Annotated in this window: 18 protein-coding genes and 2 pseudogenes; 10 read left to right on the forward strand and 10 right to left on the reverse strand. The window is 71.3% G+C overall.

Going from position 1 to position 17,884, the window contains the following annotated elements; genetic code table 11:
- The first annotated feature begins 79 nt into the window (after positions 1-79).
- Complete coding sequence (locus tag OG975_RS24630; protein ID WP_406331511.1) at positions 80-1,012, forward strand: FkbM family methyltransferase; 933 nt, start codon at positions 80-82, stop codon at positions 1,010-1,012.
- Here OG975_RS24630 and OG975_RS24635 read toward each other — a convergent pair whose 3' ends face one another.
- From OG975_RS24635 to modA, 3 genes are read right to left on the reverse strand one after another with little or no spacing between them, the layout of a single operon-like run.
- The gene (locus tag OG975_RS24635; protein WP_406331512.1) at positions 1,013-2,122 is read right to left on the reverse strand and encodes an ABC transporter ATP-binding protein; all 1,110 of its coding nucleotides are present in this window, start codon (positions 2,120-2,122) and stop codon (positions 1,013-1,015) included.
- Positions 2,119-2,985: an ABC transporter permease gene (locus OG975_RS24640; RefSeq protein ID WP_406331513.1), complete on the reverse strand. Its 867-nt coding sequence runs from the start codon at positions 2,983-2,985 to the stop codon at positions 2,119-2,121. Before OG975_RS24640 ends, OG975_RS24635 begins: the two co-directional genes overlap by 4 nt.
- Entirely contained in the window at positions 2,982-3,806 is an 825-nt protein-coding gene (gene modA, locus OG975_RS24645) for a molybdate ABC transporter substrate-binding protein (RefSeq protein ID WP_406331514.1), read from the reverse strand. The genes OG975_RS24640 and modA overlap by 4 nt, the downstream gene beginning before the upstream one ends.
- 208 nt (positions 3,807-4,014) lie before the next feature.
- Here modA and OG975_RS24650 point away from each other — a divergent pair, with 208 nt between their 5' ends.
- Positions 4,015-4,527 carry a molybdopterin-dependent oxidoreductase gene (locus OG975_RS24650; RefSeq protein ID WP_406331516.1) on the forward strand — a complete coding sequence of 171 codons (513 nt, stop codon included), beginning with the start codon at positions 4,015-4,017 and terminating at the stop codon, positions 4,525-4,527.
- Here OG975_RS24650 and OG975_RS24655 read toward each other — a convergent pair.
- Positions 4,485-4,793 (reverse strand): annotated as a pseudogene (locus OG975_RS24655) (hypothetical protein); the annotation flags it as partial. The gene OG975_RS24650 and the pseudogene OG975_RS24655 overlap by 43 nt on opposite strands.
- A gap of 57 nt (positions 4,794-4,850) precedes the next feature.
- Positions 4,851-6,074 carry an RNA-guided endonuclease InsQ/TnpB family protein gene (locus OG975_RS24660; RefSeq protein ID WP_406331517.1) on the reverse strand — a complete coding sequence of 408 codons (1,224 nt, stop codon included), beginning with the start codon at positions 6,072-6,074 and terminating at the stop codon, positions 4,851-4,853.
- 25 nt (positions 6,075-6,099) lie between these two features.
- On the opposite strand from OG975_RS24660, the gene tnpA reads away from it, so the two are divergent.
- The 4 genes and pseudogenes from tnpA (at position 6,100) to OG975_RS24680 (ending at position 9,767) form a co-directional block, all read left to right on the forward strand.
- Entirely contained in the window at positions 6,100-6,516 is a 417-nt protein-coding gene (gene tnpA / locus OG975_RS24665) for an IS200/IS605 family transposase (RefSeq protein WP_406331518.1), read from the forward strand.
- A gap of 51 nt (positions 6,517-6,567) precedes the next feature.
- Positions 6,568-7,398, forward strand: a complete 831-nt coding sequence (locus OG975_RS24670; protein ID WP_406331519.1) for a PucR family transcriptional regulator — start codon at positions 6,568-6,570, stop codon at positions 7,396-7,398.
- Between the two features lie 87 nt (positions 7,399-7,485).
- Positions 7,486-8,418: a LysR substrate-binding domain-containing protein gene (locus tag OG975_RS24675; protein WP_406331520.1), complete on the forward strand. Its 933-nt coding sequence runs from the start codon at positions 7,486-7,488 to the stop codon at positions 8,416-8,418.
- A 139-nt stretch (positions 8,419-8,557) separates the two neighbouring features.
- Positions 8,558-9,767 (forward strand): annotated as a pseudogene (locus OG975_RS24680) (NAD-dependent formate dehydrogenase).
- Between the two features lie 35 nt (positions 9,768-9,802).
- On the opposite strand, the gene OG975_RS24685 reads toward OG975_RS24680, so the two are convergent.
- The 5 genes from OG975_RS24685 to OG975_RS24705 are packed head-to-tail and all read right to left on the reverse strand — an operon-like array spanning position 9,803 to position 14,121.
- Entirely contained in the window at positions 9,803-10,195 is a 393-nt protein-coding gene (locus OG975_RS24685) for a helix-turn-helix transcriptional regulator (RefSeq protein WP_330305928.1), read from the reverse strand.
- Between the two features lie 56 nt (positions 10,196-10,251).
- Positions 10,252-11,130, reverse strand: a complete 879-nt coding sequence (locus OG975_RS24690; RefSeq protein ID WP_406331522.1) for an ABC transporter permease — start codon at positions 11,128-11,130, stop codon at positions 10,252-10,254.
- A complete protein-coding gene (locus tag OG975_RS24695; protein WP_327430219.1) occupies positions 11,127-11,894 on the reverse strand; it encodes an ABC transporter permease in 768 nt (255 codons plus the stop codon). The genes OG975_RS24690 and OG975_RS24695 overlap by 4 nt, the downstream gene beginning before the upstream one ends.
- Entirely contained in the window at positions 11,891-12,877 is a 987-nt protein-coding gene (locus tag OG975_RS24700; RefSeq protein ID WP_327430220.1) for an ABC transporter ATP-binding protein, read from the reverse strand. Before OG975_RS24700 ends, OG975_RS24695 begins: the two co-directional genes overlap by 4 nt.
- Entirely contained in the window at positions 12,877-14,121 is a 1,245-nt protein-coding gene (locus OG975_RS24705; RefSeq protein ID WP_406331524.1) for a nucleotidyltransferase family protein, read from the reverse strand. The genes OG975_RS24700 and OG975_RS24705 overlap by 1 nt, the downstream gene beginning before the upstream one ends.
- 368 nt (positions 14,122-14,489) lie before the next feature.
- On the opposite strand from OG975_RS24705, the gene OG975_RS24710 reads away from it, so the two are divergent.
- From OG975_RS24710 to OG975_RS24725, 4 genes are all read left to right on the forward strand, one after another.
- Positions 14,490-15,431: a hypothetical protein gene (locus OG975_RS24710; protein ID WP_406331525.1), complete on the forward strand. Its 942-nt coding sequence runs from the start codon at positions 14,490-14,492 to the stop codon at positions 15,429-15,431.
- Positions 15,432-15,545: 114 nt separating this feature from the next.
- On the forward strand, positions 15,546-16,367 hold the full coding sequence (locus tag OG975_RS24715) for a metallophosphoesterase family protein (RefSeq protein ID WP_406331527.1): 822 nt from the start codon (positions 15,546-15,548) through the stop codon (positions 16,365-16,367).
- A gap of 199 nt (positions 16,368-16,566) precedes the next feature.
- Complete coding sequence (locus OG975_RS24720) at positions 16,567-16,728, forward strand: hypothetical protein (protein WP_327430224.1); 162 nt, start codon at positions 16,567-16,569, stop codon at positions 16,726-16,728.
- A gap of 53 nt (positions 16,729-16,781) precedes the next feature.
- Positions 16,782-17,849 (forward strand): alkaline phosphatase family protein, encoded by a 1,068-nt coding sequence (locus tag OG975_RS24725; RefSeq protein ID WP_406331528.1) that lies wholly within the window; start codon positions 16,782-16,784, stop codon positions 17,847-17,849.
- Positions 17,850-17,884: the final 35 nt, after the last annotated feature.

Raw genomic sequence — 17,884 nt, forward strand, 5'->3', positions numbered from 1 at the left:
CTCGGCGGCTCCCGCCCCTCCCCGCAAGGCTTTCTCCAACTCCTGGTGGACTCCGCGGAATGTCTGAAAGGGTGCGCAGATGCCGACCCTTCACAGAAAACTGCTAGGTCTGCTTCCCCGGATCGGGGTGCGGGTGCTGGAACTCGGTTCGGGCGCGGCGGTGGTCTACCGGCGGGGTGAGCGCACCCGCGTTCCGGTGGGGCCGCGGGCCGATCTGGTGCTGCGCGGCACGGCGGGGGCCTGGAAGGACGTGGCGCTCGGGGCCTCGGGTGCGCGGCTGATTCTCGACGAGAAGGCGGCGGCGGCCGACGAACGCCGGTTCCAGGTGGCGGCCGCCGCGTATCTGTGCGGTCAGCACGTCGCCGCGCTGCTGGAGCGCTGCGAGGTGAACTGCGTCTTCGACGTGGGCGCCAACTCCGGCCAGTACGGACGGCAGTTGCGCCGCCTCGGCTACCGGGGCCGGATCGTCTCCTTCGAACCCACGGCGGAGGCGTTCGGCAAGCTCCAGAAGGCCGCCGAGGGCGATGCGGAGTGGTGGGTGCACCGGATCGGGCTGGGGCGCGAGGACGCCACCCAGTCCATCAACGTGGGCTGGAACACCATGAACTCCCTTCTCCAGCCCAGCGATTACGGCAAGGACCGCTACAAGCGGTTCGCGAAGTCCCGTACCGAGGACATCGAGATCCGCCGACTGGACGGCATGATGGACAAGGCGCTCGCCGGGATCACCGACCCCCGGCCCTATCTGAAGATGGACACCCAGGGGTACGACCTGGAGGTCTTCGCGGGTGCCGGGGAACGCGTCGCCGCGTTCGTCGGAATGCAGTCCGAGGTCGCCACGCTGCGGCTGTACGAGGGCAGTCCGCGGATGGCCGAGTCGATCGCCGTGTACGAGGGCAGCGGATTCGAGATCACCGGCATGTACCCCGTGTCGCGGGAACCGGCCACCGGGCGGGTGGTCGAGTTCGACTGCGTGATGGTGCGCGCGGACGCGGTGCCGCCGAGCGGCTGATTACGCCGGGTACGCGTGCGTCTGTGTCGCCTTCACCGTCGCCCACACCGGGGCGCCCGGATGCAGGTCGAGTTCCGCCACGGCGACCGTCGTCAGGTCGGCGGCCAGGGGGAGTTCGCCGGTCAGGTCCACGCGGATCTGGTCGCCGTGTGTTTCCAGGCCGCCGACCCGGCACTGCCACAGGTTGCGGGCGCTGGAGCCGGTGGGGCGGTCGCGGTAGAGGGTGACGGCGCCGGGCGGGAAGGCCACGAACACCGGGCCGGTCAGGTCCTCGGTGGTGGTGATCGTGGTCGTCGCCGTGCCCGTGCCGGTGTCTGTGCCTGCGTCCAGCCGGACCTCGTGGCCCTCGGCCTGCCCCTGGTAGAGGTTGAGCCCGACCAGCTGGGCGATGTAGTCGGTGCGCGGATGGCGGGCGATGTCGGAGGGGGTGCCCTCCTGGACGACCCGGCCGTGTTCGACGACCACCAGCCGGTCGGCCAGCACCATGGCGTCCAGCGGGTCGTGCGTCACGAGTACGGCGACGGCCTCGAAGCCGGCCAGATGGCGCCGGAGTTGGGCCCGGACGTCGAGGCGGGTGCGGGCGTCCAGCGCGGCCAGCGGTTCGTCGAGCAGGAGCAGCCGGGGGTGCGTGGCCAGTGCGCGGGCGAGGGCGACGCGTTGTGCCTGGCCGCCGGAGAGACGGCGTGGCTTGGCTCCGCCGTGGTCGGCCAGGCCCATGCGCTCCAGCCATGCCGCCGCCTGCGCCCGGGCCTCCGCCTTGGGCACGCCCTGGCAGCGCGGCCCGAAGGCGACGTTGTCGAGCGCGGTCAGGTGCGGGAACAGCAGATAGTCCTGGAAGACGACGCCCACCGTGCGGGACTCGGGCGGCGTACGGTCCAGGGCCGCGCCGTCCAGCCGCAGGTGGCCGCCGTCCGACAGCGGGGCGAGTCCGGCCAGGGCGCGGAGCGCGGTGGACTTTCCGGCGCCGTTGGGGCCGAGCAGTGCGACGACGTCACCGGGCGCGGCCGACAGCGACACATCGAGGTGGAAGGAGCCGCGGTGGACGACCAGGCGGGCGTCCAGGCCCTTGTCCGAGACTGCTCCTGCGTCTACGTCACTCAAGTGCTTCATGACGCCGCCGTCATCCAACGGTCCCGCAACCCCGCAAGGACGGCGATCGACACCATCAGCAGCACCAGGCTCAGCGCGATCGCGGCGGCCGGGTCGCTCTGCAGGGCCAAGTAGACCGCCAGCGGCATCGTCTGCGTACGGCCGGGGAAGTTGCCCGCGAAGGTGATCGTCGCGCCGAACTCACCGAGTGCGCGGGCCCACGCCAGTACGGAACCGGCCGCGATGCCGGGCGCGATCAGCGGCAGGGTGACCCGGCGGAACGCGGTGAAGCGGGAGGCGCCGAGGGTCGCGGCGGCCTCCTCGTAACGTGGGTCGGCGGACCGCAGGGTGCCCTCCACGCTGATGACGAGGAACGGCATCGCGACGAACGCCTCGGCCACGACCACCCCGGCCGTGGTGAACGGCAGGGTGATCCCGAACCACGAGTCCAGCCACTGCCCGACGACGCCGTTGCGGCCGAGGGCGAGGAGCAATGCGACACCGCCCACCACCGGGGGCAGGACGAGCGGCAGGGTGACCAGGGCCCGTACGAAGCCGCGCCCCGGGAAGTCGGTCCGGGCGAGGAGCCAGGCGAGCGGCACGCCGAGGACCAGGCTCACCGCGGTGGCCGCCGTCGCGGTGACCAGGGACAGCTGGAGGGCCTGCCAGACCTCCGGACTGGTCAGCTGCTCCGGCAGGCTGCGCCAGGGGGCCCGGACGAGCAGGGCGATCAGGGGGAGGAGCAGGAAGGCCAGGCCGGCGAGGGCGGGCAGCAGCAGGGGAAGCGGAGCCCCACGGCGCGTGCCCGCCCTGACGCGCCGACGCCGCGGCCCACCCGTGAGGGTGTCGGCCGCGGCGTCCGGCTTGCCCAGCTGCGTGGTCACGGCTTGAGGAACCCTGCCGCCGTCAGCACCTTCTGGCCCTCGGCGGACGTCACGAGCTCGATGAACGCCTTGGCCGCGGCCGCGTTGGGCGCGTCCTTGAGCAGGGTGATCGGGTAGTCGTTGATGGCCTTGGCCGACTCGGGGAACTCCACGCCCTCCACCTTGTCACCCGCCGCCTTCACATCGGTCTTGTAGACGACGGCGGCGTCGGCCTCCTTCAGCTCCACCTTCGTCAGGGCGCTCTTGACGTCCTGCTCGTACGAGACCGGGGTGAGCTTGAGGCTGCTGGCGTCCAGCGCCTTCTGCGCGGCGGCGCCGCACGGCACCGTCTTGTCGCAGAGTACGACCTTGAGGCCGGACTTGGTGAGGTCCTTCAGTGAGGCGACCTTGTCGGGGTTGCCGGGCAGGGTCGCGATCTCCAGCTGGTTGCGGACGAAGGTGGCCGGGGTGCCGACCCCGTCCTTCGCGTCCGTCACGATCGCCATCGTCTTGGGGCTCGCGGCGGCGAAGACATCGGCCGGAGCTCCCCCGGTGATGCTCGCGGCGAGCGTGTCGCTGCCGCCGAAGCTGAAGGTCACCTTCGTACCGGGGTGGGCCTTCTCGAACTCCTTGCCCAGCGTCGTGAAGCTCTCCTTGAGGGAGGCGGCGGCGAAGACGGTCACCGTGCCCGACAGCTTCGGCGACGAGGACGACGAGGCCGACGGGTCCGACTTGGCCGACGAGTCGTCGGAGGAGGAGCAGGCGCTCAGGGCCAGCAGCGCGGCGGCACCGGCACCGGCCACCTGCAAGGTCCGGCGGGTCCGGCGGGCGTAACGGGTCATCACGGGTCTACTCCCTCTGAAGCTCTGATGCTCTGAGCTGTGCGGCTCTCACAAGCTTTAGCCGTGCATACGCAGATCATACTTCCGCAGATGCAAGCCGTAAGTCTCCTGTCGCATCGCATGAGCTGCGTGATTGACCTTGGGATGTATGCATGTGCGTTTGTACGGGACGGTCTGCTGGGTACGGTCTTTCGGGAGGTGCTGCCCAGTGAGCCAGTCCCTGACCCCGTCCGTGCACCAGCCGCCCGCTCCCACCCTCGCGGAGCTGGACCTGACCGGAGACCTCGCCCGGCCCGCCCGGCTGACCGTGCCCGACCTGCTGGCCTGGCCCCAGCGCCGGGTCGAGGTCAGCTTCGAGTGCGCCACCAGCGGCGTACAGCACCACCGGTTCGAGGGGCCGCTGCTGCATGACGTCCTGCGGGACGCCGGGCCCGGTTTCGACCCGGCCCGCCGCAAGGACCGGCTGCGCTTCCTCATCGCGGTGACCGGGGCGGACGGCCACCACGCCCTGCTGACCTGGGCCGAGATCGACCCGGACTTCGCCGACGCCCCGGTCCTGCTCGCGGTCGGCATCGACGACACCCCGCTCGACCGGGCCGGCCCCCAGCTGGTCCTGCCGCAGGACCGCTGCGGGGCCCGGCACATCAGCGGGATCAACGCGATACGGGTGGACGGACGCTACCCGTCCTGGTCCCCCGAGCCGGCCGACGACCCCGGCTGATCCCCGGCGTTCGCGTCGCCCTTCTCCTCGTTCTTCGCCCGGCCCGCCGCGTCGAGGGCCAGCCACACCCGGTCGCGGGTCAGCGGCAGTTCCGTGAAGCGCAGGCCGGTGGCGTCGCGCACGGCGTTGGCGAAGGCCGGGGCGACCGGGTTGAAGGGGCTCTCGCTCATCGACTTGGCGCCGAGCGGGCCGATGGTGTCGGCGGTCTCCATGAAGTGGACCTCTGTGCGCGGGATGTCGGTGTCGGCGTACTGGGGGAGCCGTTGACTTGCTCCTCGGGCTGAAGCCCGAGGATTCTGGCCTTCTCGTCCGTTGCTGTGCCGCTATGCGGCACGGGGTTCGGTGGAGAGTCCGTGGCTTCCTGTTTCGTCGCGCTGTGCCAGGACGAGTCCTGGTCTTACCTGCGCTCCACAGGCTGCAACCGCCAGTCCGGCGGTCGTTTTCACGTTCTTCGCGGCGTTGTGGTCCCGGTCATGGACCGCGCCGCAGACGGCACAGGTCCAGGTCCGTACGTGTAGGGGCTTGGGGCCGTCCTTGGCCCCGCACTCCGAGCAGGTCTGGCTGGTCGGCTCGAACCGGCCGATCTTCACCAGAGTCCGCCCATACCTAACCGCTTTGTACTCCAGCATGTGCACGAACTGCGCCCAACCCGCATCGTGAACACTCTTCGCCAGCCTGGTGCGCGCCAGCCCTTTGACCGCCAGGTCTTCCACACCGATCGCTTGGTTGTCGCGGATCAGCTGAGTGGAAAGCTGGTGGTGGAACTCCCGGCGGGCGTCAGTCACTTGTGCGTGGGCGCGGGCGACCTTGAGGCGGGCCTTCTCCCGGTTCTTGGATCCCTTCTGTTTCCGGGACAGCTCCCGCTGGGCCTTCTTGAGCTTCTTCTCCGCGCGGCGCAGAAACCTGGGGGAGTCGATTTTCGTGCCGTCGGAGAGGACGGCGAAGTGGGTCAGGCCCAGGTCGATGCCGATGCTCTGATCGGTCTCGGGCATGCGGGCGGCGTCGGCGTGCGGGTCGGTGTCGATGACGAAGGAGGCGAAGTACCGTCCGGCCGCGTCCTGGATGACGGTGACCGAGGAGGGCTGTGAGGGCAGCGGGCGTGACCACTTCACTGTGACCGCGCCGACCTTGGGAAGGTTCAGCCGCCCGGAATCAGTGATCGACCAGCGGGCATTGGCGGTAAAGCGGATCGACTGCCGCTTGTCCTTACGGGACTTGAACCGGGGCGCACCGGTCTTCGTGCCTTTGCGTTCACCCTTGAGGGAGGCGAAGAAGTTCTTGTAGGCGGCCTCTACATCGCGCAGGGACTGCTGGAGCACCACCGAGGAGACCTCGCCCAGCCAGGTCCGTGAAGCGGTCCGCTTCGCCACGGTGATCAGCTTCCTGGACAGCTCGCCGGCCGTGGGGAAGGCCCTGCCCGCTGTGCGGGCGTCCTCGCGGGCGCGCACCGCGTCGTTGAACACGACGCGGGCGCACCCGAACGCCTTGGCCAGCGCGATGCGCTGCGCGGTGTCCGGGTACAACCTGAAGGCGTACCGGAGCTGCATGGCAGCGACGCTACATACTTGGGTTATGGGTGAGATACAGAAGATCAGAACTGGTCGTCACTGTGTTTTCGTGATGCACGTGCACTTGGTCTTCGTGACCAAGTTTCGGCACAAGGTGTTCACTGATGCCCATCTGACGCGGATGGAGGAGATCATGCGGTCGGTGTGCGCGGACTTCGAGTGCGAGCTGATGGAGTTCAACGGCGAGGACAACCACGTCCACCTCCTGGTGAACTTCCCGCCCAAGGTCGCCGTGACCAAACTCGTCAACTCCCTCAAGGGTGTTTCCTCCCGCCGCCTGCGCCAGGAGTTTCCCGACCTGGTACGGCACTACTGGCGGGCCAACAAGCTCTGGTCGGGGTCCTACTTCGCCGGCACCGTCGGCGGCGCCCCGCTCTCCGTGGTCAAGCAGTACATCGAACAGCAGAACCGGCCCGTTTGAAGCACCGCCCGGCTCCGCCGCGACCAGCTATCGCGACGCTCCGCGCCACGGGTGGCGAACACACACGTTCCGGCTCAGCCAGACAAGAACCCGCGACGCTCCGCGTCGCAACCAGCCGAGGCCTCCGCCGTACGGGGCGCGTTGCGGGCGTGCGGGCTCGACGGTGCGGGGGCGTTCCGGGTGATCGTCGCGGATGCGTACGGGGGTGGGGGCGCGGGCGCGCACGCGGACGCGGTCGGCGCCGGGCTCGCGGAGGGGGCGCTGGCGGAGGCGGTGGCGCATGTGCGGCCGGAGGGTGTGGCGGTCGGGCGGCTGCCGGACGGGGCCGCCTTCGCGGTCGTAACCGAGGAGGAGGACGGCTCGGCCGATGCCGCCCCCGGTGCCGGTACCGCCCTCGCCGATGTCTGGCCCCTCCTCACCGGCTGCGAACCGGCCGTCCGGCTGCACGGCGGGATCGGGGCGGCCGGGGTCGGGCCCGAGGGGCTGAACGGGGCGCTGGAGCAGGCCCGCTACGCGCTGGCGTCGGCCCGTACCACCGGCCCGGACGCCTCGGTACTCACCGACGCGGCGCCGCTCACCGGCCTGGACACGTTGCTCACCGGCATACCGGCGGAGGTGCGCGGCGCGTTCAGCCGGACCGTGCTGGGCGGGCTGCTCGACCCCCGGAGCGCGTCCGCCGCCGTTCTCCTTGAGACCCTGGAGACCTTCCTGCGCTGCGACGGCTCCTGGGCGCGCACGGCCGAGGCGCTGCACCTGCACGTCAACACCGTCCACTACCGCATCGGGCGCATCGAGCACTTCACCGGCCGCGACCTTTCCCGCCTCCACGACCGCCTCGACCTGCGGGCTGCCCTGCTGTGCCGGGAGCGGCCCGGGCGGTGACCCGGGCAGTGGCAGAAAGGCTTGCGGTCTGCGAACGTGAGCCGCCGAGGTGACGTGATCGGCCTACGGGAACGGGAGGTGTGACCCATGCTGCTGCGTCAGCTGGAGTACCTGGTCGCGCTCGCCCGGGAGCGGCACTTCGCCCGCGCGGCTGCCGCCTGTTTCGTGTCCCAGCCGTCGCTGTCCGCCGCGATTCGCCGCCTGGAGCACGAGCTGGATGTGCCGATCGTGCGCCGGGCGAGGCGGTACGAGGGGCTCACCCCGGAGGGCGAGGTCGTCCTCGCCTGGGCGCACCGCATCCTCGCCGAGCGCGACGCCCTGCACCAGGAGCTGTCGGCGTTGCGTGGCGGCCTGGCCGGCACCCTGCGCCTTGGGATCGTGCCGACCGCGCTGCCCGCGGCCTCCCTGCTCACCACCCCGTTCTGCGAGCGGCATCCGGGGGCCCGGGTCAGCCTGGAGTCGCTGTCGTCCGCCGAGATCACCCACGGTCTCGCCGAGTTCGAGCTGGACGCGGCGATGACGTATCTCGACGATGACGAGCTCCGTCACGTACGCCGCTTCCCGCTGTACGAGGAGCGGTACGTGCTCCTCACCCCGGTGGACGGCCCGCTCGCCACCGCGTCCACCGCGCGCTGGGCCGACGTGGCCGCCGTGCCGCTGTGCCTGCTCAGCCCCCGCATGCGCAACCGGCGGATCATCGACGAGTGCTTCGCCGCCGACGGCGCGACGGCCGCCCCGGCGATCGAGTCGGACAGTGTCGCCGGGCTGTACGCGCATCTGCCCGGCGGCCGCTGGTCCAGCGTGATCTCGCACGCCTGGCTGCACATGTTCGGGGTGCCGGAGGGGATGCGGGTGGTGCCGCTGGTGGGGCCGGCGCACGGGCCGCGGGTGGGGCTCGTCGTGGCCCGGAGCGAGCCTCAGTCCGTGCTGGCCGAGGCGCTGTTGAAGGTGGCGCGGGAGGTCGGGGTACGGGACGCGCTGGACGCGCTGCTGAAGACGTATCTGGGCGCGGGGAGTTGAGCGGGTCCCGCGAGCACGGGCCGCGGGAGTTCATAGGAGCGCGCTATCCCGGCATAGCAACGTTCGCTTTGACCAGGGCATTCGCCTCCGAGGATCGTGAAAGCACCTTCCGATCAACGGAGTTGAGGAGAGTCGCGACATGGCCAAGGTGCTCTGTGTGCTGTACGACGACCCGACCGACGGATACCCCACGACGTACGCCCGTGACGACCTCCCCGTCATCGACCACTACCCGGGCGGCCAGACCGCGCCCACCCCGAAGGCCACCGACTTCACCCCCGGCCATCTGCTCGGCAGCGTGACCGGCGAACTCGGTCTGCGCCGCTTCCTGGAGGAGCGCGGGCACACGCTGGTCGTCACCTCCGACAAGGACGCCAGGGACGGCGCAGGGTCGGTCTTCGACCGTGAGCTGCCCGACGCGGACGTCGTCATCTCGCAGCCGTTCTGGCCGGCGTATCTCACCCCCGAGCGCATCGCCGCCGCCAAGAACCTGAAGCTGGCGGTCACGGCCGGTATCGGCTCCGACCATGTCGACCTCGACGCGGCCATCGCGCACGGCGTGACGGTCGCCGAAGTGACGTACTGCAACAGCATCAGCGTCGCCGAACACGTGGTGATGATGACGCTGTCGCTGGTTCGCAACTACCTCCCCTCCCACCAGGTGGTCCTCGACGGCGGCTGGAACATCGCCGACTGCGTGGCCCGCTCGTACGACCTGGAGGGTATGCACGTCGGTACGGTCGCCGCCTGGGGGTCCCCCCAGGCCCTTCAGGCACTGGGGGGGTATCGGCCTCGCGGTGCTGCGCCGCCTCGCCCCCTTCGACGTCAAGCTGCACTACACGGACCGGCACCGGCTGCCCGAGGAGGTCGAGCGGGAGCTGGGCCTGACGTTCCACGCGACCGCCGCCGACATGGCCCCGCACTGCGATGTCGTCACCATCAACGCGCCGCTGCACCCGGAGACGGAGGGCCTGTTCGGCGACGAGCTGCTGTCGAAGATGCGCCAGGGGGCGTATCTGATCAACACGGCGCGGGCGCGGATCGTCGACCGGGATGCGATCGAACGGGCCCTGCGCAGTGGGCAGTTGGCGGGCTACGCGGGTGACGTCTGGTATCCGCAGCCGGCCCCGCCCGACCACCCCTGGCGGTCGATGCCGCACCACGGCATGACCCCGCACATCTCCGGCTCCTCGCTCTCCGCGCAGGCCCGTTACGCGGCGGGGACGAGGGAGATCCTGGAGTCCTGGCTGGACGGCACCCCGATCCGCGACGAGTACCTGATCGTCGATGGTGGAGCGCTGGCGGGTACGGGGGCGCACTCGTACTCGACGACGACACCCGCCCGCTGAACCCAGGGGTCCCCGCTTGAACCCGGGGGCCCGGCTCAGGCGCGGTCGATGTGCACGTTGGTGGACTTCACCCGCGCCGTGGCCTCCATGCCGACCTCCAGGCCCAGCTCCTCCACGGCCTCCCGGGTCAGCAGGGAGACCAGCCGGTGCGGGCCCGCCTGGATTTCGACCTGGGCCGCGACATCGCCGAGCTTGACGGCGGTGACGATGCCGGGGAACGCGTTGCGCACGGAGGTGTAGGAGGCGTCTTCCTCACCACCGGTCTTCGCGAGCTCCACCGAGAACGCGGCGAGATCCCGCCCGTCGATGAGCCGCCGCCCGCCCTCGTCCCGATGCGTGGCCACCCGCCCGGCGTCCGCCCACCGCCGGGCGGTGTCGGGGCTCACGCCGAGGAGCCGGGCGGCCTGGCCGATGGTGTAGGACTGCATGCGCGTGACGATAGGTCGGAAATCCACGCACCTGCAAGCCAGGCCCGGCGGAACGGTCAGGACAGGAAGAGGGCCGCCCCGTCGCGGCGGCTGCGGCGGGCTCGCCAGGTCAGTACCGTGAGGGCCGCCGCGAGCCAGCAGGCCCCGATCAGTGTTTCCCAGGCCGCCAGCCCGGCGGTGTGGGTGCCCGCTCTCCCGGCCAGTACCTCGCGGACCGCGAGGAGGCCGTGGGTCAGCGGCAGGACGTCGCCGATCCGGCCGAGCACCGGGCCGACGGCGCTCGCCGGGACCTCCGGGCCGCAGACGATCATCATCACGGTGAACGCGGCGTTGGAGACCACATTGCGCAGGTCCGCGGCGGTCAGCACCAGGGAGCCCAGGAACAGGCCGAGGCAGTAGCTCGTCATCGCGACGAGGACGAGCAGCGCGGCGAGCAGGGCCACCCTGGCCACGGTCAGCCGCAGGTCCGCCACGGGGGCCAGGATGAGCACCGCCCCCAGGCCGCACGCCACGCCGTCCGGGAGCCAGAACAGGCTCCGCCCCAGCAGCACCAGCGAGGGACTGCTGGGCGAGGCGACCAGCAGGGGCAGCGTGCCGTTCTGCAGTTCCCAGGTGGTCGACGCGGTCGCGAAGATGCCGTGCAGCGCCACCAGCGCCACCGCGTTGCCGATCAGCAGATAGCGGGCCTGGCCGGGGCCGAGCAGATCGCCGATGGTGGTGAAGAACAGCACCTGGGCGAGCATCCGCACGAACCAGCCGAGCAGCCAGGTCTTCCAGGTGAAGACCGTGCCGTAGTCGGCGGCTCCGGCGCGTGCCGCCCAGCCCAGCACCTGGAGACGGCGGCCGAGGCCACTGGACGCGTCCGGCGTGTCATCGGCTTGCGCAGCGGCCGTCGCGTCCGGAGCGGTGGCCATTTCATCCGTGCCGCCGCTCATGTCAGCCCCACCGTCCCGGTCTCCCGCACCAGCCGTACGACCCTGCCGAGCAGCAGCCGGCCGCCGAGCCCGGTGAGGAGCCCGAGGCCGAGGACGGCGCCGGTCCGCCAGGCCACCGAGGTGACGGGGGCCGGGCCCAGCGCGTCGCGCAGCAGGTCGGAACTCCAGGAGAGGTAGATGAGCCGGCCGATCGGATGGGTCCACTCCGGCAGCCGGTCGAGAGGGGTGAACACCCCGCCGAGCAGCAGCACCGGATAGCTCAGCGAGTTCTGGAAGGTGCGGGCGGTGCGCGTTGCCACGAACAGGGCGGCCATCAGGGTGGCGGACCCGGCGGTGGCGACCGCGGTGGCGAGCAGGCCCACGAGGAAGACGAACGGGTGCGGTACGTCGGGGACGATGCCGAAGCCGAGGATCGCGACGGCGGCGACCTCCACCACCGTCAGCAGACTGATCGCCGTGGTCACCCAGACCCGGCTGAGCACCACCCGGGCGAAGCCGGCCGGCGCCGCGATCTGGAGTTCCAGGGTGCCGAGCCAGCGGTCGTTGTCGACGACCTCCCCGGAGATCAGCATCGCCATGCTCCACACACCCATCAGCACCGGTGCGAGCAGCCCGTACGCGAGGAGGTCCGGCCGGTCGTTGTGCCGGATCAGCAGCAGGAACACGGCGGCGAGCAGCGGCGTGCGCACCAGGTCGATGAGGTAGTCGCGGTGGGTCAGCACCAGCCGGCCCTGGAAGCGCCCGGCCGCGGCGAGCAGACTCACCGGTTCACCACGCTGCGCTTCTCGTTGCGGTGGACGAGCCGGAGGTAGACCTCTTCGAGGCTGGGCAGCTCCGTGCGTACATCGGTGACGCCCTCGGCGACCACGAAGGCCAGCACGGTGCCGACGGCCTCCTGGCTGTCGACGGAGACGACCGCCGTGCCGTCGTCGGCCGGGTCCACGCCGAGGACACCGGCGAGCGCGCGCACCCGGTCGAGCAGCCCGGCATCGGCGCGGATGCGGACGCGTTCCTGCCGCGACACCAGCCGTGCCAGGGTCTTCGGCGCCTCCGCCGCGATCACCCGGCCGTGGTTGATCATCGTGACGCGGTCGCAGAGCACTTCCGCCTCGGCCAGGTCGTGCGTGGCGATGAGGATGGTGCGGCCCTCCCCGGCGAGCCGCTGGATCAGCTCGCGCAACTGGCGGGCGGCCAGCGGGTCCAGGCCGTTGGTGGGCTCGTCGAGCAGCAGGACGCGCGGGTCCCCGATGATCCCCCGGGCCAGGTGCAGCCGCTGGCGCATGCCGACCGAGAAGGTCTCCACGCGGTCGTCGGCCCGTTCGGCCAGGCCGAGTTCGTCGAGCAGCGCGTCGGTCCTGGCGAGGCCCTTCTTGGTGGACATGCCGTACAACGCGGCCCAGTAGCGCAGATTCTGGCGGGCCGTCAGCCGGGGATAGAGCCCGCGTTCGCCGCCGAAGACGATGCCGAGCAGCGGCCGGATCCGCCGGTGCTCGGTCACCAGGTCGTGGCCGAGCACATACGCGCTTCCGGAGGTCGGCAGCAGCACCGTCGAGAGGATCTTCATCAGAGTGCTCTTGCCGGCCCCGTTCGGGCCGAGCAGTCCGTGCACCTCGCCCTGCTCCACCTCGATCGAGACGTCGTCCAGGGCGGTGACCGCCGGGCCGCGCCGCACGCGGTACTCCCGCCTCAGCCGGCGGGTGTCGACGGCCAGATGCGCACCGCCCGGCCGATTGCCGCTGTCGCGCATCACGCTCCCGTTCGCACGGACGAAGAGTGTTTGGTGTCGGGTGGTTCGGATGTGTCGGATGTGCTGGAGGGGGCGGATGCCGGGCCGCCCGCCTCGTCGAGCCATTCCTGCCGGGCGGCACCCGACACCAGCAGGAAGGAACCCAGCGGGGTCCGCGCGACCAGATGGCGGCCGACGTCGTCGAGCCGCAGCCGCTCGACCGGCTCGGCGTCCCGGGATTCGTCCAGCGGCACCCCGAACAGCGGCACCCCCGCCGCGAGCAGCCGCCGCGCGCCCGGCCGCCGGTGTACGAGGTCGGAGGCGAGGGCGGCGAGGCGTCCGCCCCGGCCCTCGATGCCGGACTGCGCGGCGAAGGCCGCCGCGCGCACCGGGCTGCTCCAGCGCAGCGCGGTGCGCGCCGACCGCAGCAGCCGTGCGCGTACGGCCGCCGCCCGGGTGTGCGGCAGCACCACCGCGGGCCGCCATCCGAGGCGGGCGATCCCGCGCATGGCCTCCCGCCATTCCGGCCACAGGCCGGCCTTGCCGAGGTCGTCGCGCACCTGCCGTAGGCCCTGCTCGTCCAGGGCCCGCAGCAGCAGGACCAGGTCGAGCAGGTCACGGGAGCGGAAGGGCCGTTCCCACCGTTCCGCGACCAGGGCGACCGTGCTCGCGGCCAGCGGGGAACGCGGCGGGCGGGCGAGCTGCCGGGCCGGTCCGTGGACGTCCGTCACGATCTCGGCGGTGAACAGGCCGACGGCGTAGGGGTCCTGGGACGGGTAGGGCGCCGGTTTGCGGAACTCCGCGCCCAGGTGCGGGGAGACGGTGTCGCCGGGCCGGGCGGGCCCCACGGTGAAGGCCTCCAACTCCCAGCCGGTGGCGGCCAGATGGCGGGCGCAGGCCCACAGATCGGCATGGCGGGGGCAGATGACGTCGAGGTCGCCGGCCGAGCGGAGTATTCCCGGCGGATAGAGGGCGGCGATCGTCATCCCCTTGAGGAGGAAGGCGTCGGGCGCGTGTTCCTGGAGCCGTTCCCAGACCTGTTGGTAACGCTCGACGCGTTCCTGGGCCAGCCGCAGCTCGGCCGTCTGGTCGTCCGTGAGCTTCTCGCCGCCCGCGGCCCACAGGCTCAGCAGGGTGGCGGCGAGCTTGTGCCGGCCGTCGCGGGCCGTACGCAGCGCGGTGTCGCGGGCGGACCGGGGCCCGGCCTCCAGCAGGGCGAGAACCGTGTCGGTCGTGACCGCGGTTCCGGTCGTTACTTCAGTCAACGCCGACTCCGCCCCCGTGAGCGAGCTTTTGTTGTGGTCGAAGGGGTGACGCGAAGGAAAAAGGAGACCGCAAAGGGGTCGCGAAGGCTAGCGACGGAAGACGCGATCAGGATCTCCGGAAAACCGGACACACCGATCCCGATCGCATCGACACCGGTCGCTTACTTGCCCGGCTTCGGGCGGACCGTAACCTTCTTGAAGGCGACGCTCATGGGACCCTCCTTGATGTGTTCGGTCTTGGAAGTTAGCCTCAGCGTATTGCCTCGATTGGTGCATGACAACGGTGCAACTCGCTTTGCATACAGCCCAGTTGGCGTGAATCGCCGTGAAAGTCCAAGGGCCGCGACCGAGCGGAGAGTCGGAGGATCATGGCCGTCCAGGAGTGGTTGCGGGCTCCCTTCACACACGATCCCGTACGGCGCCGAACCTATCCGGATGACGTCTACTTCCGCGAGATGGCGGCTTTGCTGGACGGGCGGGACGCGGACGAGACCGAGCGGACACTCGGCCGTACCACCTTCGTCATGTTCAAGCCCGACGCCGTCGTCGGACGCCGTATCGAGCCCGCCCTCGACCTGCTGGCCGGCCACGGCTTCGTGCCGCTCGGCGCGCTGGAGGTCCGGGTCGACGCGCGGGTCTGCCGTGAGCTGTGGCGCTACCAGATCAACGCCGCGCCGCTGGCCGTCATCCGGGCCGTGGACATGATCCTGGAGTCGGGGCCGCCCTGCCTCTTCGTCGCGCTGCGGGACACCCGCGGTCCGGAGCGGACGGGGATGACGGCGGCCGAACGGCTCAGCGAGCTGAAGGGATCGTCCAAGAACCGGGACACGGGCGGCGCTTCACTGCGGGGCGCGCTCGGCTGCGAGCTGATGTGCCTCAACTTCCTGCACGCGCCCGACGATCCCGCCGATCTGATCCGTGAGGTGGGCGTCCTGCTGTCAGGGCGGCGGCGGGACGAGGCGCTGGCGATGCTGGCGGGCGAGCCGTCCTCCGGGCGGACCGCCGGGGTGGTGGCCGCCGCACGCCGGCTCTGCGCCGCCCACCCGGCCCACTCCCTGGCCCCGGCGCCCGGCTCGGAACTGCCGCCGCTGCCGCCGGTGGCCGACCCCGCCGGGCTCCTCGCCAGGGTGGACGAGCTGGCCGGCGACGACGGCGGGCTCCCGCTGTGGGACCGCATAGTGATCGCCGCGCATCTGGTCGAGGGCCTCCCGGCCGAGGGAAAAGCGCTGATCGGACCGCCTCCGGGTACGCGCCTCAACCACCCCCGGACCCCCGGGCCCGCGAAGGCCGTGACGGCCGCGACAGCGTGACGGCCGCAACGGCGTGACCCGCCTTCCAGCCCATCCCTCGCCCATCTTTCGCCCAGGACTCCGCCCGAAAGGCCCGACCCCCGAGAGGCCCGATCCCCGATGGACGACTCCCCTATGGACGATTCCCTCACGGACGACGTCACGCTGCACGGCCCGGCGAGCTGGGAAGGGCCGGTGCGCCGGTACGGGCCGGTGGCCCGGGTCGCCGTGCTCTCCGACATCCACGCGAACATCCCCGCCTTCGACGCCGTGCTCGCCGAACCGGACGTCGCCGCGGCCGACCTCGTCGTCCTCAACGGCGACCTGACGTGGGGCCCGCAGCCGCAGGAGACGTACGAGCGGATCGTCGCGCTGGGCGAGCGCGCCCTGTGTGTGCGGGGCAACGCCGACCGGTACGCCGCCGAGATCGGCACCGCCGCGCGGGTGGCCGACACACCCCGCCAGTCGTGGATCGCGGACCGGCACTCGCCCGAGGCCATCGAGTTCCTCACCCGGGTGCCCTTCTCAGTCGTGGTCGAGATCGAAGGGCTCGGCCCGGCGCACTTCTGCCACGGCTCCCCGCGCAGCGACCACGAACTGGTCACGCCGGGAACGCCGGAGGAGCGGTTCGCTCGGCTGTCGGCGGCCCTCGACGCACGGGTCCTGGTCACCGGGCACTCGCACCTCCAGTTCGACCGCGTGGTGGCGGGCATGCGCAGCGTCAACCCGGGAAGCGTCGGGCTGCCGTACCACTCGGGTGAGCCGGGCACCGCGTACTGGGCTCTGCTGGGCCCCGACGTCCGTCTGAGGACCACGCGGTACGACGTCTCGGACGCCGTTGCCCGCGCCCACCGGGCGGCGGACCCGGACGCCGAGCGCTATGCCGGCACCCTGATGAGCCCGCCCGTCCCGGAGAAGATCGTCGAGGAAGCGGAATCCCTCGTTTTCGTCAATTGACAGCCGTTGCCGCTTCCGCCGCGCGCGGCATTCATTGTTTCCATTCCATCAACTCACCGAAACACAAGGAGAGTTGGGGTGGAAATGCCGGACCGTCCGGTGTTGACAGGCCAACTCGCCGTGTGTTGACCTGTTCACGCAAAACTGAAGGTTGTTTGGCACTTTTCTCTCGCACCTTTCCGGCAAGCAGGAGGAATCCATGCAGACAGCTCCACTCGCCACCCCGAAGACGACCACCACGACGACACCCGCGCCGGTGATGCTGCTGCCGCGCCTGGTCGAGCGGATGATCACGGACCGTCAGGCCGTGCACATCGCCAAGTTCCGCACCACCTGCACCGACTGCGTGCCGAACTTCTGAGCACGGCGTCACGTGTCGGCGGACGTACGACAGCGTCCGCCGACCTGCGCGTGGTGCCCGAAGTCGTCGAACGGTGTCTGAGCACCGCGCCCCGCGGACTGTGCGTCCTGGCGGTCGACGGCCTGTCGTACGGCGTCGCGGAAGCGGCCCTCGCCCACGCCCGGACGCGCCCGCTGCGCTCCACGTTCCCCAGCACCTCGACCACCGCCTGGCTGACCGCCGTCACCGGCACCGATCCCTCCCTGCACGGTGCCCTCGGCATGGTCTACCGGGCGCCGGACGCCGACTGCGTCACCCACCTCATCACCGGGGAGACGTACGCCTTCGGCCCCTGCCCGCCGCCCAAGAACCCCTTGCTGCACGGTGGTCCGACCCTCTTCGACCGCGCCGTCGCGGCGGGCGGGGCCGCCTTCGTGGTCGGCGCCGAACTGGAGCGGCTGACCGGGGAGTGGGCCGCGGCGCTGCTGCACGGCGCCCGGGTCGTCCCGTCGTCGGCGGCCGAGCTCGACCCCGATCCCGTCGCGGTCGTCGAGCGGACGGTGCGCGAGGTCGAGGCCGTCCTCGCGGATCCCCACGACGTGCCACCCCTGGTGTGGGCCTACGTGAACCTCGACGACCACATCCACCTGGCCGGTTACGACGACCGCCTGCACGCGTCCCTGCGGCTCCTGGACACGGCGGCGAGCCGCTGGGCCGACGCCGGATGGAGCGTCCTCGCACACGCCGACCACGGCCAGGTCCCGGTCGCGCCGAAGGCCGAACTCCTCGACGCCTGGGCCCGGTTGGACTCCCCCGCGCACTGCCGGATGCCCGGCGGCGGCGCGGGCCGCGTCCGGTGGATGTATCCGCTGCCGGGTCACGAACAGGAGCTCGCGGCCGCCCTGAGCGACGCACTCGGTGACCACGCGCTCGTGCTGACCCCGGACGACCTGGCCGAGCGGGGACTGCTCGCCGCGACACCCGTCGTCCGCGAACGCATCGGCGCGGTGGTCGCCCTCGCCACCTCCGCGGCCTTCCCCGTGCCCGACCCCACCGTCGCCTGGGAGCACGGATCCCTCAGCGACGACGAGATGCTCGTACCCCTCGCCGCCTGGAACGCACCGCTGGCCCAGGACTCGTAGTACCAGCACCCCCAGACGAAGACGCGTAGTACCCA

The organism is Streptomyces sp. NBC_00203, from assembly GCF_045206325.1.
GTDB classification, from domain to species: Bacteria; Actinomycetota; Actinomycetes; order Streptomycetales; family Streptomycetaceae; genus Streptomyces; species Streptomyces lutosisoli.

Coding starts and splice junctions, on each gene's coding strand:
- OG975_RS24630 (WP_406331511.1), top strand. CDS start 80: ATGCCGACCCTTCACAGAAAACTGCTAGGTCTGCTTCCCCGGATCGGG.
- OG975_RS24635 (WP_406331512.1), bottom strand. CDS start 2,122: ATGAAGCACTTGAGTGACGTAGACGCAGGAGCAGTCTCGGACAAGGGC.
- modA (WP_406331514.1), bottom strand. CDS start 3,806: ATGACCCGTTACGCCCGCCGGACCCGCCGGACCTTGCAGGTGGCCGGT.
- OG975_RS24660 (WP_406331517.1), bottom strand. CDS start 6,074: ATGCAGCTCCGGTACGCCTTCAGGTTGTACCCGGACACCGCGCAGCGC.
- tnpA (WP_406331518.1), top strand. CDS start 6,100: ATGGGTGAGATACAGAAGATCAGAACTGGTCGTCACTGTGTTTTCGTG.
- OG975_RS24675 (WP_406331520.1), top strand. CDS start 7,486: ATGCTGCTGCGTCAGCTGGAGTACCTGGTCGCGCTCGCCCGGGAGCGG.
- OG975_RS24685 (WP_330305928.1), bottom strand. CDS start 10,195: ATGCAGTCCTACACCATCGGCCAGGCCGCCCGGCTCCTCGGCGTGAGC.
- OG975_RS24690 (WP_406331522.1), bottom strand. CDS start 11,130: ATGAGCGGCGGCACGGATGAAATGGCCACCGCTCCGGACGCGACGGCC.
- OG975_RS24700 (WP_327430220.1), bottom strand. CDS start 12,877: ATGCGCGACAGCGGCAATCGGCCGGGCGGTGCGCATCTGGCCGTCGAC.
- OG975_RS24710 (WP_406331525.1), top strand. CDS start 14,490: ATGGCCGTCCAGGAGTGGTTGCGGGCTCCCTTCACACACGATCCCGTA.
- OG975_RS24715 (WP_406331527.1), top strand. CDS start 15,546: ATGGACGATTCCCTCACGGACGACGTCACGCTGCACGGCCCGGCGAGC.
- OG975_RS24720 (WP_327430224.1), top strand. CDS start 16,567: ATGCAGACAGCTCCACTCGCCACCCCGAAGACGACCACCACGACGACA.